Annotated in this window: 13 protein-coding genes and 1 pseudogene; 5 read left to right on the top strand and 9 right to left on the bottom strand. The window is 72.1% G+C overall.

The window, feature by feature from the left end:
• Nucleotides 1–30: 30 nt before the first annotated feature.
• From folK to ACZ7L4_RS29770, 6 genes and pseudogenes are all read right to left on the bottom strand, one after another.
• Nucleotides 31–630, bottom strand: coding sequence for a 2-amino-4-hydroxy-6-hydroxymethyldihydropteridine diphosphokinase (gene folK, locus ACZ7L4_RS29795; RefSeq protein ID WP_472107461.1), 600 nt, complete (start codon nucleotides 628–630; stop codon nucleotides 31–33).
• A complete protein-coding gene (folB, locus tag ACZ7L4_RS29790) occupies nucleotides 627–986 on the bottom strand; it encodes a dihydroneopterin aldolase (RefSeq protein ID WP_385762823.1) in 360 nt (119 codons plus the stop codon). Before folB ends, folK begins: the two co-directional genes overlap by 4 nt.
• 236 nt (nucleotides 987–1,222) lie before the next feature.
• Nucleotides 1,223–1,750 (bottom strand): nuclear transport factor 2 family protein, encoded by a 528-nt coding sequence (locus ACZ7L4_RS29785; RefSeq protein ID WP_472107460.1) that lies wholly within the window; start codon nucleotides 1,748–1,750, stop codon nucleotides 1,223–1,225.
• Nucleotides 1,747–2,610, bottom strand: a complete 864-nt coding sequence (gene folP / locus ACZ7L4_RS29780; protein WP_472107459.1) for a dihydropteroate synthase — start codon at nucleotides 2,608–2,610, stop codon at nucleotides 1,747–1,749. Before folP ends, ACZ7L4_RS29785 begins: the two co-directional genes overlap by 4 nt.
• Nucleotides 2,611–2,696: 86 nt before the next feature.
• Nucleotides 2,697–3,563 (bottom strand): annotated as a pseudogene (locus ACZ7L4_RS29775) (phosphatidylglycerol lysyltransferase domain-containing protein); the annotation flags it as partial.
• A 148-nt stretch (nucleotides 3,564–3,711) separates the two neighbouring features.
• Nucleotides 3,712–4,866, bottom strand: a complete 1,155-nt coding sequence (locus ACZ7L4_RS29770; protein WP_472107458.1) for an ABC transporter ATP-binding protein — start codon at nucleotides 4,864–4,866, stop codon at nucleotides 3,712–3,714.
• A 196-nt stretch (nucleotides 4,867–5,062) separates the two neighbouring features.
• Here ACZ7L4_RS29770 and ACZ7L4_RS29765 point away from each other — a divergent pair, with 196 nt between their 5' ends.
• The 4 genes from ACZ7L4_RS29765 (at nucleotide 5,063) to ACZ7L4_RS29750 (ending at nucleotide 8,663) form a co-directional block, all read left to right on the top strand.
• On the top strand, nucleotides 5,063–5,824 hold the full coding sequence (locus ACZ7L4_RS29765; RefSeq protein ID WP_472107456.1) for an ABC transporter permease: 762 nt from the start codon (nucleotides 5,063–5,065) through the stop codon (nucleotides 5,822–5,824).
• The gene (locus ACZ7L4_RS29760; protein WP_472107454.1) at nucleotides 5,821–6,489 is read left to right on the top strand and encodes an ABC transporter permease; all 669 of its coding nucleotides are present in this window, start codon (nucleotides 5,821–5,823) and stop codon (nucleotides 6,487–6,489) included. Before ACZ7L4_RS29765 ends, ACZ7L4_RS29760 begins: the two co-directional genes overlap by 4 nt.
• A gap of 64 nt (nucleotides 6,490–6,553) precedes the next feature.
• Nucleotides 6,554–7,519: an ABC transporter substrate-binding protein gene (locus ACZ7L4_RS29755; protein ID WP_472107452.1), complete on the top strand. Its 966-nt coding sequence runs from the start codon at nucleotides 6,554–6,556 to the stop codon at nucleotides 7,517–7,519.
• Between the two features lie 157 nt (nucleotides 7,520–7,676).
• Entirely contained in the window at nucleotides 7,677–8,663 is a 987-nt protein-coding gene (locus ACZ7L4_RS29750) for a hypothetical protein (RefSeq protein ID WP_472107450.1), read from the top strand.
• 100 nt (nucleotides 8,664–8,763) lie between these two features.
• Here ACZ7L4_RS29750 and ACZ7L4_RS29745 read toward each other — a convergent pair whose 3' ends face one another.
• A complete protein-coding gene (locus tag ACZ7L4_RS29745) occupies nucleotides 8,764–10,122 on the bottom strand; it encodes a PH domain-containing protein (protein ID WP_472107448.1) in 1,359 nt (452 codons plus the stop codon).
• Nucleotides 10,119–10,625 (bottom strand): PH domain-containing protein, encoded by a 507-nt coding sequence (locus tag ACZ7L4_RS29740; RefSeq protein WP_472107447.1) that lies wholly within the window; start codon nucleotides 10,623–10,625, stop codon nucleotides 10,119–10,121. The genes ACZ7L4_RS29745 and ACZ7L4_RS29740 overlap by 4 nt, the downstream gene beginning before the upstream one ends.
• Here ACZ7L4_RS29740 and ACZ7L4_RS29735 point away from each other — a divergent pair.
• On the top strand, nucleotides 10,624–11,808 hold the full coding sequence (locus ACZ7L4_RS29735) for an NADH-quinone oxidoreductase subunit D (RefSeq protein ID WP_472107445.1): 1,185 nt from the start codon (nucleotides 10,624–10,626) through the stop codon (nucleotides 11,806–11,808). The two genes, ACZ7L4_RS29740 and ACZ7L4_RS29735, sit on opposite strands and share 2 nt — an antisense overlap.
• Here ACZ7L4_RS29735 and ACZ7L4_RS29730 read toward each other — a convergent pair.
• On the bottom strand, nucleotides 11,773–12,798 hold the full coding sequence (locus tag ACZ7L4_RS29730; RefSeq protein ID WP_472107443.1) for an SAM-dependent methyltransferase: 1,026 nt from the start codon (nucleotides 12,796–12,798) through the stop codon (nucleotides 11,773–11,775). The two genes, ACZ7L4_RS29735 and ACZ7L4_RS29730, sit on opposite strands and share 36 nt — an antisense overlap.
• Nucleotides 12,799–12,828: the final 30 nt, after the last annotated feature.

Genomic DNA, 12,828 nt, shown 5'->3' with positions numbered 1-12,828 from the left:
CCGTTTACCGTGCCCGGTAGACCCTAACGATTACTCGGGGAGGCGGAGTTCCAGGTCGGCGCGTGCCGCGACGCCTTCGCGGGTCACGGCGTCGAGCAGCTGCGCGACCGTGCCGTGCCCCGGAAGCTGGGCCTCCGGCTCCACGTCGTGCCAGGGGACGAGCACGAAGGCCCGCTGGTGGGCGCGGGGGTGGGGGAGCGTGAGCTGCGGGTCGTCCGAGACCACGTCGGCGTACGCGACGATGTCCACGTCGAGGGTGCGGGCGCCCCAGCGCTCGTCCCGGACCCGGTGGAAGGCCTCCTCGACGGCCTGCGCGCGCTCCAGGAGCGAGGAGGGCGGCAGCGTCGTCTTGAGGACGACGACGGCGTTGAAGTACGAGGGCTGGCTGTCCGGGGCGACGCCCCAGGGCTCCGTCTCGTAGACGGGCGAGACGGCCTTGACGCGGACGCCGGGGGTGTCCTCCAGGGCGTCGACGGCGCCCTGGAGGGTCTCCAGGCGGTTGCCCAGGTTCGCGCCGAGGGAGATCACGGCGCGCTTGGGGTTGGAGAGCGTGGTGTCGGCCGCGTCGACCTGTTCCACCACGGAGGTCGGCACCGGCTGGACGGTCGGGTCGAACGGAGTTTTGTTCATACTCGGCTCCGGGTGATGGTGACGGTCACGTCGTCGAAGGGCACGGTGATCGGTGCGTCCGGCTTGTGGACGCAGACCTCGACCTCCTGTACGCCTTCGTGCTTCAGGCATGTCTGGGCGATGCGCTCGGCGAGCGTCTCGATGAGATCGACGGGGTCGCCCGAGACAACGGCCACGACCTCCTCCGCCACGACGCCGTAGTGCACGGTCTTCGCCAGGTCGTCGTCGGCCGCGGCCGCCCGCGTGTCCAGGCCGAGCACCAGGTCCACGATGAAGGTCTGGCCTTCCTCGCGTTCCTTGGGAAAAACGCCATGGTGCCCACGGGCCTTGAGGCCGCGCAGCGCGACACGATCCACGCGAATCACTCCTGCAGTCGTTGGTGAAGGCCGGTGCCACCGATGTGCGGTCGATGTCCCGGCCTCGATCGAATCTACCTGCGGGCACTGACAGCACCGGCCCGCGGGGGCTATGACTGATCCCACCCGGCACGCCCGCCCCAGGCTGTGCCCTCGGCTGGTAGCCGCCCATACCCAGGCGGTCGGGAACCCAACCGCGCATCCGGATTTCGGGTTCTTTGGGGGTGCTTACCCACTCAGGCGGGTGAGTCGCCGTCGCCCGCGTTGCCCAGTTCGTCGGGTTCGTCTTCCGATTCGGCGAGCACGGGGGAGGCGTGGTGCGACCAGATCTTCCAGCTGTCGCGCGTGCGCCGGAACACATTGGTGGCGACGACGCGCTGGCCGACGAGCGGCCCGAGTTCCTCACCGCCCTCGGGGGCGGGGCCGCCGCTGAGGATGTTCTCCGTGCAGGTCACGAGGGCGGTGTCGGCGACGACGCTGATGTGCACGTCGGTCAGGAAGAACTGGATGTACTCCGTGTTCGCCATGATCAGCGCGTAGCTGCGGAGCACCTCGCCGCGGCCGGTGAGCACCGGCCAGCCGGGGTGCACGCAGCTGATGGAGGTGTCCTCGGCCTCGTCCGGGTCGGCGTCCTCGGCGTACGCGACGTCCTCGGGGGCGAGCCACAGCGACGTGAGCTCCTCGAAGTCGCCGCGTTCCATGGCCTCGTAGTACGAGCGGTTGGCCGTCTCCACGGCCTCGGCGTCGGCGTCGGCGCCGGTCACTGGGCTCCTTCGACCGCGCGGGCGACGCGGACGGCGTCGGCGGTGGCGCGCACCTCGTGCACGCGCACCGCCCAGGCGCCCGCCTGCGCGGCGAGCGCGGAGACGGCGGCGGTGGCGGCGTCGCGCTCGCGGGCGGGCGGCGGGGCGCCCTGCTCGCCGGCCAGGACATGGCCGAGGAACCGCTTGCGGGAGGCCGCGACGAGGACCGGGTGGCCGAGCGCGTGCAGCCGGTCGAGGTGGGCGAGCAGGGAGAGGTCGTGCTCGGCGTTCTTGGAGAAGCCGAGGCCCGGGTCGATGACGATGTGGTCGGGGGCGATGCCGCCCTCGATGGCGGCCGCCACGCGCGCGTGCAGCTCGTCCACGACCTCGGAGACGACGTCCTCGTAGGTGCCGGGCACATTGGTGCCCTCCAGGAGGCCGCGCCAGTGCATGACGACGAAGGGCGCTCCGGCGGCGGCGACGACCGGGACCATCTGGGGGTCGGAGAGGCCGCCGCTCACGTCGTTGACCAGGGAGGCGCCCGCGGCGAGGGACTGCTCGGCGACGCACGCGCGCATGGTGTCGACCGAGACCGTCACGCCTTCGGAGGCGAGTCCGCGTACGACGGGGATGACGCGCCGCAGCTCCTCGTCCTCGTCGACGCGGGTGGCGCCCGGGCGGGTGGACTCGCCGCCGACGTCCACGAGGTCGGCGCCCTGGGCGACCAGGTCGAGGCCGTGCTTGATCGCGGCGGTCGTGTCGAACCAGCGGCCGCCGTCCGAGAACGAGTCCGGCGTCACATTGACGACGCCCATGACCGCGCAGCGGTCCCAAACGGGGAGGTTGGCTACGTGGCCCCGGCGGACCTGCGACGTGCTCATGGCCTCAAGCCTAGGCCCTTCGCGGCGGCCGGGATCTCGCGGCTTCGGCGGCCCGGGAAGGGGCCGCCGCTTTCTCGGCGGGGCCGGGCCGTGAGGCCGGTCTCCCGGGTCCACACGGCGCACCCGGTCTCGGAGCAGTCCATGACGGCCGGCGTCCAGGAGTGGGTCCGCGCCTCGTCCATGAAGCGCTCCATGGCTCCCGGCCACGCCTCCACGTCGCCCACGGGGTCGCCCTTGGCCAGCATCACGCCCGACACGACCCGGTAGCGGACCGCCGCCTTGCCGCTGGGCGAGAACACGATCCCCTTGTCGCGGGTGGCCGGGCCCTCGGGGCGGAACGCCAGGTAGAGCGTGGTGGACCCGGTGACGAGGCCGAGGGCGCCGAGCGAGAGGGCGACGGTGTGCGCCGTGCCGCCCGCGTAGACGAGGGGCCCTTCGATGCCGAGCAGGCCGCACAGGACGTGCTCCAGGCGGTCCACGAGGCTCGGGGCGCCGACGAGCCGCTGCGGGTGCGCGCTGACGACGGCGAGGCCGATCAGCAGCGAACCGGCGCCCAGGAGCACGAAGTTGGCCAGGGCGCGCCAGCGGCCGCGCGGGTCGGGCGGCGCGTCGAACCGCTTCCGGTCGCGCAGCAGCAGCCACAGCGGCACCAGGGAGAGCGCCGCGCCGACGACTCCCACGGGCGCTTCGCGGTACGCGAGCTGCCCGGCGGCGCCGAGCGGCAGCAGCACGACCACGGCCCACCAGGCCCGCCGCTTGCGGCGCCGCAGCATGCGCGCGAGCAGCACGAGCAGGACGCCGCTGCCGAGCGTGAGGGCCGCGGCGTACGGGCCGAGCGGGCCCGGCAGCGCCTCCGTGACGCCGCCCGTCCTGCCGTGTGCGAGCCGCGGCAGGACACCGGCCACGATGTCCGCGCCGCCGGCCAGGAGACAGGCGCCCGCGATCCGCCGCATCCCTCGCCCCTCCCGCCGCTCGCCCCACGAGGCATGTGAACACGGTGCGAATGCCGCATCCGTGACGTACGACCTGTAGGACGGAAGCGGAGCGACGCCGGTTCACTCGTGAAGGGCGAACCCCACGAAGGCGTGAACGGAGGCCCGGCTAGGGGAGCAGTTGTTCCACTGTCTCCAGGTCGACCTCCGCGCGCGTGATGTCGCGTGCGTCGGCGGCGGTGGAGCGGCGCAGGGCCTCGTGCAGCCGGGCCGGGGTGAGCACGCCGAGGAAGCGGCCCGCGCTGTGCTCGTCGATGACGGCGATCCAGCCCGCGTCGTGCTGGAGCATCGTCGCGAAGGCCTGCTTGAGCGGGGCGCCGACGGGCAGCCAGGCCTCCATGCGGCGCGCGTGCTCGCGCACGGAGCCGGTGCCCACGCGCGCGTGCTCGGCGGAGATCCAGCCGTGCAGGTTGTTGTCGTGGTCCAGGACGACGGCCCAGCGGGCGTCGAGCCTCTTGGGCAGCGGGTCGTCGAGGTGGACGACGGGCGGCTGCTCCAGGTCGCCCTCCTCGATGGGCGTCACGGAGAGGCGCTTGAGGCCGCGGTCGGCGCCCACGAAGTCGGCCACGTAGTCGGTCGCGGGCGTGCCCAGGACGGCCGACGGGGTGTCGTACTGCTCGATGCGGCCCTCTCCGTAGACGGCGATCCGGTCGCCGAGGCGGACGGCCTCCTCGATGTCGTGGGTGACGAACAGGACGGTCTTGCCGAGGGTCTGCTGCAGGCGCAGGAACTCGGTCTGGAGGTGCTCGCGCACCACGGGGTCGACCGCGCCGAACGGCTCGTCCATCAGCAGGACGGGCGGGTCGGCCGCCAAGGCGCGTGCCACGCCCACGCGTTGGCGCTGGCCGCCGGAGAGCTGCTCGGGGTAGCGCTCGCCGAACACCTTCGGGTCGAGGCCCACCAGGTCGAGCAACTCCGCCGCCCGCTCACGGGCCTTGGCGCGCTTGACACCCAGGAGGTGCGGAACGGTCGCGGTGTTGTCGAGGACGGACTTGTGCGGGAAGAGGCCGACCTGCTGGATCACATAGCCGATGCGGCGGCGCAGTTCGACCGGGTCGACCCCGGATATGTCGTCGCCGTCGAGGAATATCCGGCCCGCGGTGGGTTCGATGAGCCGGTTCACCATCTTCATCGTCGTGGTCTTGCCGCAGCCCGACGGGCCGACGAGCGTGACCAGTTCGCCCTCGTTCACCTCGAAGGACAGGTCGTCGACGGCGGTGGTGCCGTCCGCGTACCGCTTGCTGACGTGCTCGAACCGGATCATGGGACCCCATTCTGCCGGGACGCGGCCCGGTTGGGGACGGCCGTGCGAGGCAGTCATGTGAACGCCGTGTTGCGTCGGGAGTCCGGGCCTCGGCCATTGTCAGTGGTGCGGGCTAGGGTCGTCGGCAGTCGGGAAAGGCGCGTGCGGTTGTACGGGCCGCTGACATACGTTCGGGGAATCGGGGGAGGTGGCCGGCGTGAGCGAGCAGAACTGCCTGGTGGCCAATGACTGGGTGTGCGGGGAGTATGTGCGCACCCGCGGCCAGGAGTTGGTCGACGCGACCGTCCAGCACCTCGGCATCACCGCGGCGTCGGTGCTCATCGGCGTGCTGATATCGCTCCCGCTCGCGCTGCTCGCCCGGCGCTCCCGCGTCTTCGCGGGACCGGTGCTCGGTGTGACCACGGTGCTGTACTCGATCCCGTCGCTCGCGATGTTCTCGCTGCTGCTGCCCCTGTTCGGGCTCTCGGTCTCGCTGGTGGTCACGGGCCTCGTGCTGTACTCCCTGACGATCCTCGTGCGGAACATATTGGCGGGGCTGCGGGCGGTGCCGGAAGAGGCGAGAGAGGCCGCGCGCGGGATGGGATACGGGCCGCTGAGGCTGTTGTGGGAGGTCGAACTCCCGTTGGCGCTCCCGGCGATGCTCGCCGGAGTGCGGATCGCGACGGTCTCGACGGTGGCGCTGACGACGGTCGGCTCGATCGTGGACTACGGCGGGCTCGGCACGCTGATCGTCGGCGGCCTGCAGAGCGACTTCAAGGCGCAGGTGCTCACCGCGTCCGTGCTGTGCGTGCTCCTCGCGGTCCTGGCCGACCTGCTGCTGCTCGGCGTGCAGCGGTGGCTGACGCCGTGGACGAGGGTGGGGGCGTCCGCGCGGGGCGGCTTCCGAATACGGGGGCTCCGCGGCCGCGGCGACGTGGCGCGCGTCGAGCCGGAGAAGCCGGAGAAGGCGGCGGTATGAACGCGATATCGGGGGCCTACGACTGGCTGGCCACGGGTGCCAACTGGCAAGGGGAGAAGGGGGTGTGGCACCGCCTCGCCGAGCACCTGTACTTCTGCGGTGTCGCGCTTGCCGTCTCCTGTCTGATCGCGCTGCCGCTGGCCCTGTGGCTCGGGCACAAGGGCAAGGGCGGCGCGCTCGCGATCAACATCTCGAACGTGGGGCGCGCGGTGCCGACGCTGGCCGTCCTCGTGCTGCTCACGCTCACCCCGCTCGGCCGGCACGGCGACGTGCCGACGCTGATCGCGCTGGTGCTGTTCGCGGTGCCGCCGCTGCTCACCAACGCGTACGTGGGGATGCGGGAGGTCGACCGGTCGGTGGTGGAGGCCGCGCGCGGCATGGGCATGAGCGGCCGCCAGGTCTTCGCCCGGGTCGAACTGCCGCTGGCGTACCCGCTGGTGATGACCGGGCTGCGGTCCGCGACGGTGCAGGTGATCGCGACGGCGACGCTGGCGGCGATGGCGGGCGAGGGCGGGCTCGGGCGGATCATCACGGCGGGGTTCAACCTCCAGGACACGCCGCAGGTGGTCGCGGGGGCGGTGCTCGTGGCCGCGCTCGCGCTGGCGGCGGAGGGGCTGTTCGTCGCGCTGGGGCGGGTCTTCGACCCCATGAGGAGGCGGGCGTGACCCAGGGGCGGGCGCAAGGACTCGGTTTTGTTTTTTCGGTACCGGCAGTGCGACGAGGAGAGCGATGAACAGCAGAACGCGTCGGGTGGCCCTGGCGGCCGTGACCGTGGGTGCGCTGACCGCGGGGCTCACCGCGTGCGGTGGCGACAGCCTCGAGGGCAAGGACGATGCGGGCGCGTCGGGCGGTGGCGGAAAGGGCAAGATCGTCATCGGAGCCGCGCGTTTCACCGAGGCCAAGGTGCTCGGTGAGCTCTATCGGCAGATATTGGGCGACGCCGGGTACGACGCGTCGGTCAAGACGGTGGAGAACCGCGAGATCTATGAACCGCAGCTCGCCAAGGGCGCCATCGACGTGGTGCCCGAATACGCGGCGACCCTCGCCGAATTCCTCAACCTGAAGGAGAACGGGTCGAAGGCGAAGCCGGTCGCATCGAGCGATGTGGACGCCACGGTCTCCGCGCTGCGCAAGCTGGCCGAGCCGCAGGGTCTGAAGGTTCTGGACGCGGGAGAGGCCGTCGATCAGAACGCGTTCGCGGTGAGCAAGGACTTCGCCGCGAAGCACAAGTTGAAGACCCTTTCGGATCTTGGCAAGTCGGGCCAGAAGGTGAAGATCGCGGCCGGTGACGAATGCGAGACCCGGCCGTTCTGCGCACCGGGACTCAAGAAGTCGTACGGGATCGATGTCACCGGAATCGACCCGAAGGGCGTCGGCACCACGCAGTCGAAGCAGGCCGTGAAGAACGGCACGGATCAACTGGTCCTGACGACCACGACCGACGCGACGCTGGAGAACTTCGAACTCGTTCTTCTGGAGGACGACAAGAAGCTGCAGAACGCGGACAACATCGTTCCGGTTGTGAACGCCAAGGATGCGGGCGACAAGAAGGTCGCCGATGTCCTCGGGAAGCTGACGAAGGCGCTCACGACCGACGATCTCGTCGAGCTGAACCGGAAGGTCGACGCCGAGCGGCAGAAGGAAGCCGATGTCGCGAAGGAGTATCTGGAGTCCAAGGACCTCATCGCTGAATGATCTTGTTCGGCGCGCGTCGGCCGGGAGAAGGGTGAGCGGTATCGGCCGCGGTAAGTGGCCTTGTCCGTACGGGGGTTAGGTGGTTTCTGTGACAGGTGTGTCCGAATATTGCCGGGCGGGGCTTCGCGATTTGCCTACGCGCGGTAAGTTTCTGGCCATGCCACGTGGACGCCACCGCCATTCTCCGCCCCTGCACCGCCTCCTGCCTCCGACGGTGATCGCCGGTGTGCCTCTCGTCTGCGCGGGGGCCGCCTGGCTGTCCGAGGATCCGTTCGTGCTGCGGGGTGTCGCGGCCGCGGCCGCCGCCGCGGCGGTCGTCGGCGCCGTGGTGATGCGCCGCTGGGACCGGCTCGCCGGCAAGCGGGTCGCCGAGCTGACGCGCGGCGCCGCGAGCGAGCGGTGGCGGCACGAGGAGGCCGTGGCGGAGCTGGAGGGCGACCTCGACGAGTCGCGTGAGCTGCGCACCCGCCTGGAGGGCAAGCTGCGGGCGAAGCGTGCCGAACTCGCCGCGCTGCGGGGCGAGCACGCGGCGCTGCTGCGCCGGTACGCGAACGCGGAGACGGAGCGGGCCAGCGCGCTCGAGGGCCGTCGTCGCCTCGCGATAGAGGCCTCGGCCCCGGCGCGGGCGCTGCCGCCCGTGCCCCCGGCCGTGCCGGGCCGGCCGACGCCGGAGATGTACCGGCGGGCCAATGTCGCGCTGCAGCGTCTCGCGCGGCCGGAGCCGGCGGCGCCCGCCGCGGAGGAGGCCGATTCGCAGGGGAAGCCCGAGGCGGCCGCCGGTCACTTCACCGTGCCGGCCGCCGCGATGGTCGTACCGGCGGCGCCCGCGCGGAAGGTGCCCCAGGGCGGCTTCGACTTCTTCGGCGCGGGGCGCTCCGCGCAGGGCGAGGAGGATCTGGCGGACGTCGTGGGCGAGGAGCTGGCGGCGGAGGTCGCGGCCGAGGTGGACCAGGCGGACGAGCCGGTGGCCGAGCCGCAGGCGGATGGGGCGACCGAGTCCGAGTCCGAGGCGGTGACGGACACCGAGGTCTCCGAGGAATCCTCCGAAGACGCCGAGCGTGAGCAGCAGGTCATCGACCTGACCGCGCACGACGAGACGGAGCAGATCGACATGGGCGAGCTGCGGTCGGCGCTTCAGGCGTGACGCCACGGGCGTGATGCCATGGGTGTGACGCTACGGGCGGGACGCTTCAGGCGTGAAACGGGCGGGTGAGGGGCGAGTCGGCAGGCGGCCGGCTCGCCCCTCACCCATTCCGGGGTCCCGCCATCCACCGGTCAGGACGCGCGTCCCGCCGCCCCGTGCGGGACCGGTCCGCCTGGGTCCGCAGGAGGTCGGAGGCCTCGTCCGCGTCCCGCAGGCGGGCCGTCACCGTCTTGTTGGCGCCCGTGTCGAGGTGCAGGTCGGCGACGCGCCAGTGCCGCTCCCAGGGCCCCTGAGTGAGGCGCACGCTCTGCACCTTGGCGTGCGGGACGAGCGAGAGACGGCGCTGCAGCAGCCCGTGGCGCGCGGCGAACACCGTCTCCGTGACCGCCACCCCGTAGCCGCGCCACCACACCGGCACGCACCAGCGTCCGCGCCGCGGCGACCCCGCGAAGTCGGCGGGCTTCGGCACCGAGACCCCCGGCAGGATCCGCGCGACGACGTCCTCGGCGTCCTCGCGCGGCGCCACGGGGACGAGCGCGGTGTTCGAGGACCCGGCGACGTGCAGTTCGACGCGGACCCAGCCGCGGCGCCGCCACAGCAGCGGCTCGACGATCCGTACGGTCTGCACCCGCCCCGGCGGCACCGTCTCGTGCACCCGGTCGAGCAGCCCGTGGTCGATGCGCAGCCCGTCCTGGGACTCGCCGACCGTCCAGTCGTACTCCTTGATGAACCGGCCCGCGCTGTTGGTGAACGCCCCGCCGACCAGCGGCACCGCGACCGCGATCACCGTCCACAGGTTGTGGGTGGCGAACCACAGGAGCGTCGGTACGGCGACGGCGGCGAGCAGCATCGCCCAGGGGGCGCCCGTCAGGAGCAGCGCCACCGCGAGCATCCGCGGGGGCGTGTGCAGGATCGGCCGCGCCGGCGCCTCGCCCACCTCGTGCGCCGACTCGGGCGCGAAACCGGCGGCCCGGGCGAGGAGTTCGGCACGCAGCTTCCCGGCCTCGCGCTCCCCCAGGAAGGCGAGCTCGTCCTTCTTGTCGGCGCCCACCACGTCGAGCTTCAGCTTGGCCACGCCGACGAAGCGGGCGAGGAGCGGCTGCGTGACGTCCACCGCCTGGAGCCGGTCGAGCCGGATGTGGGCGGTGCGGCGGAACAACAGGCCCGTACGGATGCGCAGTTCGGTGTCGGTCACCGCGAAGTGCGTGAACCACCAGGTGAGGAATCCGTACAGGGCGGCCGCGGGAACCAGCACCCCGATGCCGAGCAGCAGCATGGCGGTGCTGAGGTTGGCGAGCTGGCGCTGCGCCTGGTCCATGTCGTGGACGGCCCAGCCGAGCAGGATCGCGATCGGCGCCCACGCGCGGCGCAGCGGCGTGACGGGGTGCAGGCGCCGCTCTCGCACGCTCTCGGCGGACTCCTGGGACGGGGCGCCCTCGGGGGCGCGGGAGGCCGTCACAGGCCCGCCGATCGGGCCTCGCCGAGTTCGGTCAGGCGGTCGCGCAGGCGCTCGGCCTCCGCGGGCGCGAGACCGGGGATCGTCGCGTCGGTGGCCGCGGCGGCGGTGTGCAGTTGCAGGCTGGCCAGGCCGAACTTCCGTTCCAGCGGGCCGGATGTCACCTCGACCAGCTGCATCCGCCCGTACGGCACGATCGTCTCCTCGTGCCACAGGACGCCGCGGGTGATCAGCAGGTCGTCGGCCCGCTCCGCGTACCGCCACGAACGCCAGTTGCGGCCGAGCATCACCCAGCCCCACACCAGGACCACCAGGGGCAGCGCGGCGAACGCCGCCCAGCCGGGGCCCGCGAACACGGCGAGCAGCACCGCGAGCGCCACCGTCAGCGGCACCAGCCACAGGACCAGCAGCAGGCGGCGCAGTTTCAGCAGTCCGGCGGGCAACCCGGTCCAGTCCGGCCCTGTCGTGCCTGTCGGCGTCGTCGCCCCTGCCGCCCCTGTTTCCATGGGTTCACCCTACGTACGAGAGACTGTGTCCATGACGCCCACGACTCAGGCCACGGTCGGCATCGGTGGTGCCGCGGAGAGCACCGACATGGTGCTCAACATCGGTCCGCAGCACCCTTCCACCCATGGTGTGCTGCGCCTGCGTCTCGTGCTCGACGGCGAGCGGATCGAGCACGCGGAACCGGTCATCGGTTACATGCACCGCGGTGCGGAGAAGCTCTTCGAGGCGCGCGACTACCGGCAGATCGTGATGCTCGCCAACCGCCACGACTGGCTGTCCGCGTTCTCGAACGAGCTGGGTGTCGTGCTCGCCGTCGAGCGGATGCTCGGCATGGAGGTGCCGGAGCGCGCCGTGTGGCTGCGGACGCTGCTCGCCGAGCTGAACCGGGTGCTCAACCATCTGATGTTCCTTGGTTCGTACCCGCTCGAACTGGGCGGAATCACGCCCGTCTTCCACGCCTTCCGCGAGCGCGAGGAGCTCCAGAACGTGATGGAGGAGGTCTCCGGCGGGCGCATGCACTACATGTTCAACCGCGTCGGCGGCCTCAAGGAGGACCTGCCGCTCGGCTGGACCACCCGCGCGCGTGCCGCGGTCGCGTCCGTGCGCTCCCGGATGGACGTCTACGACAACCTGGTCCTCGGCAACGAGATCTTCCGCGGCCGTACGCGCGGGGTGGGCGTGCTGTCCGCCGAGGCCGCGCACGCCTACGGGGTCAGCGGCCCGATCGCCCGCGCCTCCGGCGTCGACTTCGACCTCCGGCGCGACGAGCCGTACCTCGCCTACGGAGAGCTGCAGGACACCCTGAAGGTCGTCACGCGACAAGAAGGCGACTGCCTGGCCCGGTTCGAGTGCCTCCTGGAGCAGGCTCACAACGCGCTCGACCTCGCCGACGCCTGCCTCGACCGGCTCGCGGACCTCCCGCAGGGCCCGGTCAACCAGCGCCTCCCGAAGGTCCTCAAGGCGCCCGAGGGCCACACGTACGCGTGGACCGAGAACCCGCTCGGCATCAACGGCTACTACCTCGTCTCCAAGGGCGAGAAGACGCCGTACCGGCTCAAGCTGCGCTCCGCCTCGTACAACAACATCCAGGCGCTGACCGAGCTGCTTCCGGGGACGCTCGTCGCCGACATGGTCGCGATCCTCGGGTCACTGTTCTTCGTGGTCGGGGACATCGACAAGTAGGCCGTCCGCGGGGAGGCCCACCGGCTCGACCAGCCAGCCGAAGTCGCCGAGCCCGCCGCGCGCGGTCAGCTCGGCCGCCTCTCCGGCGCCCGCGAGCGCCCGCACGTACGCCGCCGGGTCCTTCGAGGCGAGGGCCAGCGGCGGGCGTCCCGCGCTCACCCCCAGGGCGCCCAGGGCGGCGCGCTGCGTGAGGAGGCGCGCGCCCGGAGCGCTCGCGCACGCGTCCAGTGCCACGTGCGCCGTGATGTCGCAGGAGCCGTCGGGCACGGGCGTCGTCTCGCGGCCCTCGCGAAAGCCCGTGAGCGTGCCGAAGGGCGGCCGGGAGGCGCGCGTGTGCGCGTAGTCCACCGCGACCGCCAGGCCGCGCTCCAGGGTGCGTACGGCGGCGTCCCAGGCCTCGTCGCGGGGGAGCCCGACCTCGGCGCGCAGGCCCGGCTCGGCCGGCAGCGGCCACCACCGGCGCAGCCAGCGCGCCGAGGCCTCGTCCAGGGGCGCCGTGTCGAGGGTCTCCGTGCCGTCCTCGCGTACGAGGACCAGCCGGGGCGTGCCGTCCGCGTCCGCCTCGACGACCTCCAGGGGCACGTTGTCGAGCCACTCGTTCGCGAAGAGGAGTCCGGTGACACCGGTGGGCGGCTCGGCCCGCCACTCGATCCGGTGGTCGAGTCCGGCGGGCGGTTCCGCCTTCTCCACCGCGTAGGCACGCACGCGTGGTGCCACTTTTTCCGGCAGCACCTCAAGGACGCGCGAAATCAGCTCGCCGCGACCCGCCGCCATGTCGACGAACGCCAATTCGGCGGGCTCGCCGAGGGCCGCGTCCACCCGGCACAACAGCTCGGCCACAGCCCCGGCGAAAAGCGGCGACGCATGCACCGACGTGCGGAAATGCCCGGCGGGGCCCTCGGGCCTCCGGTAGAAGCCGGCCGGTCCGTACAGCGCCTCTTCGGTGGCCGCGCGCCATCCGCGCGGTGCCGTCTGTTGTCCGTTCTCCACACCTGAAGGCTATGTGCGCCGGGCGCGTGC

Source organism: Streptomyces sp. NPDC107575, from assembly GCF_055657265.1.
This window is presented reverse-complemented; position numbering and strand designations above follow the sequence as displayed.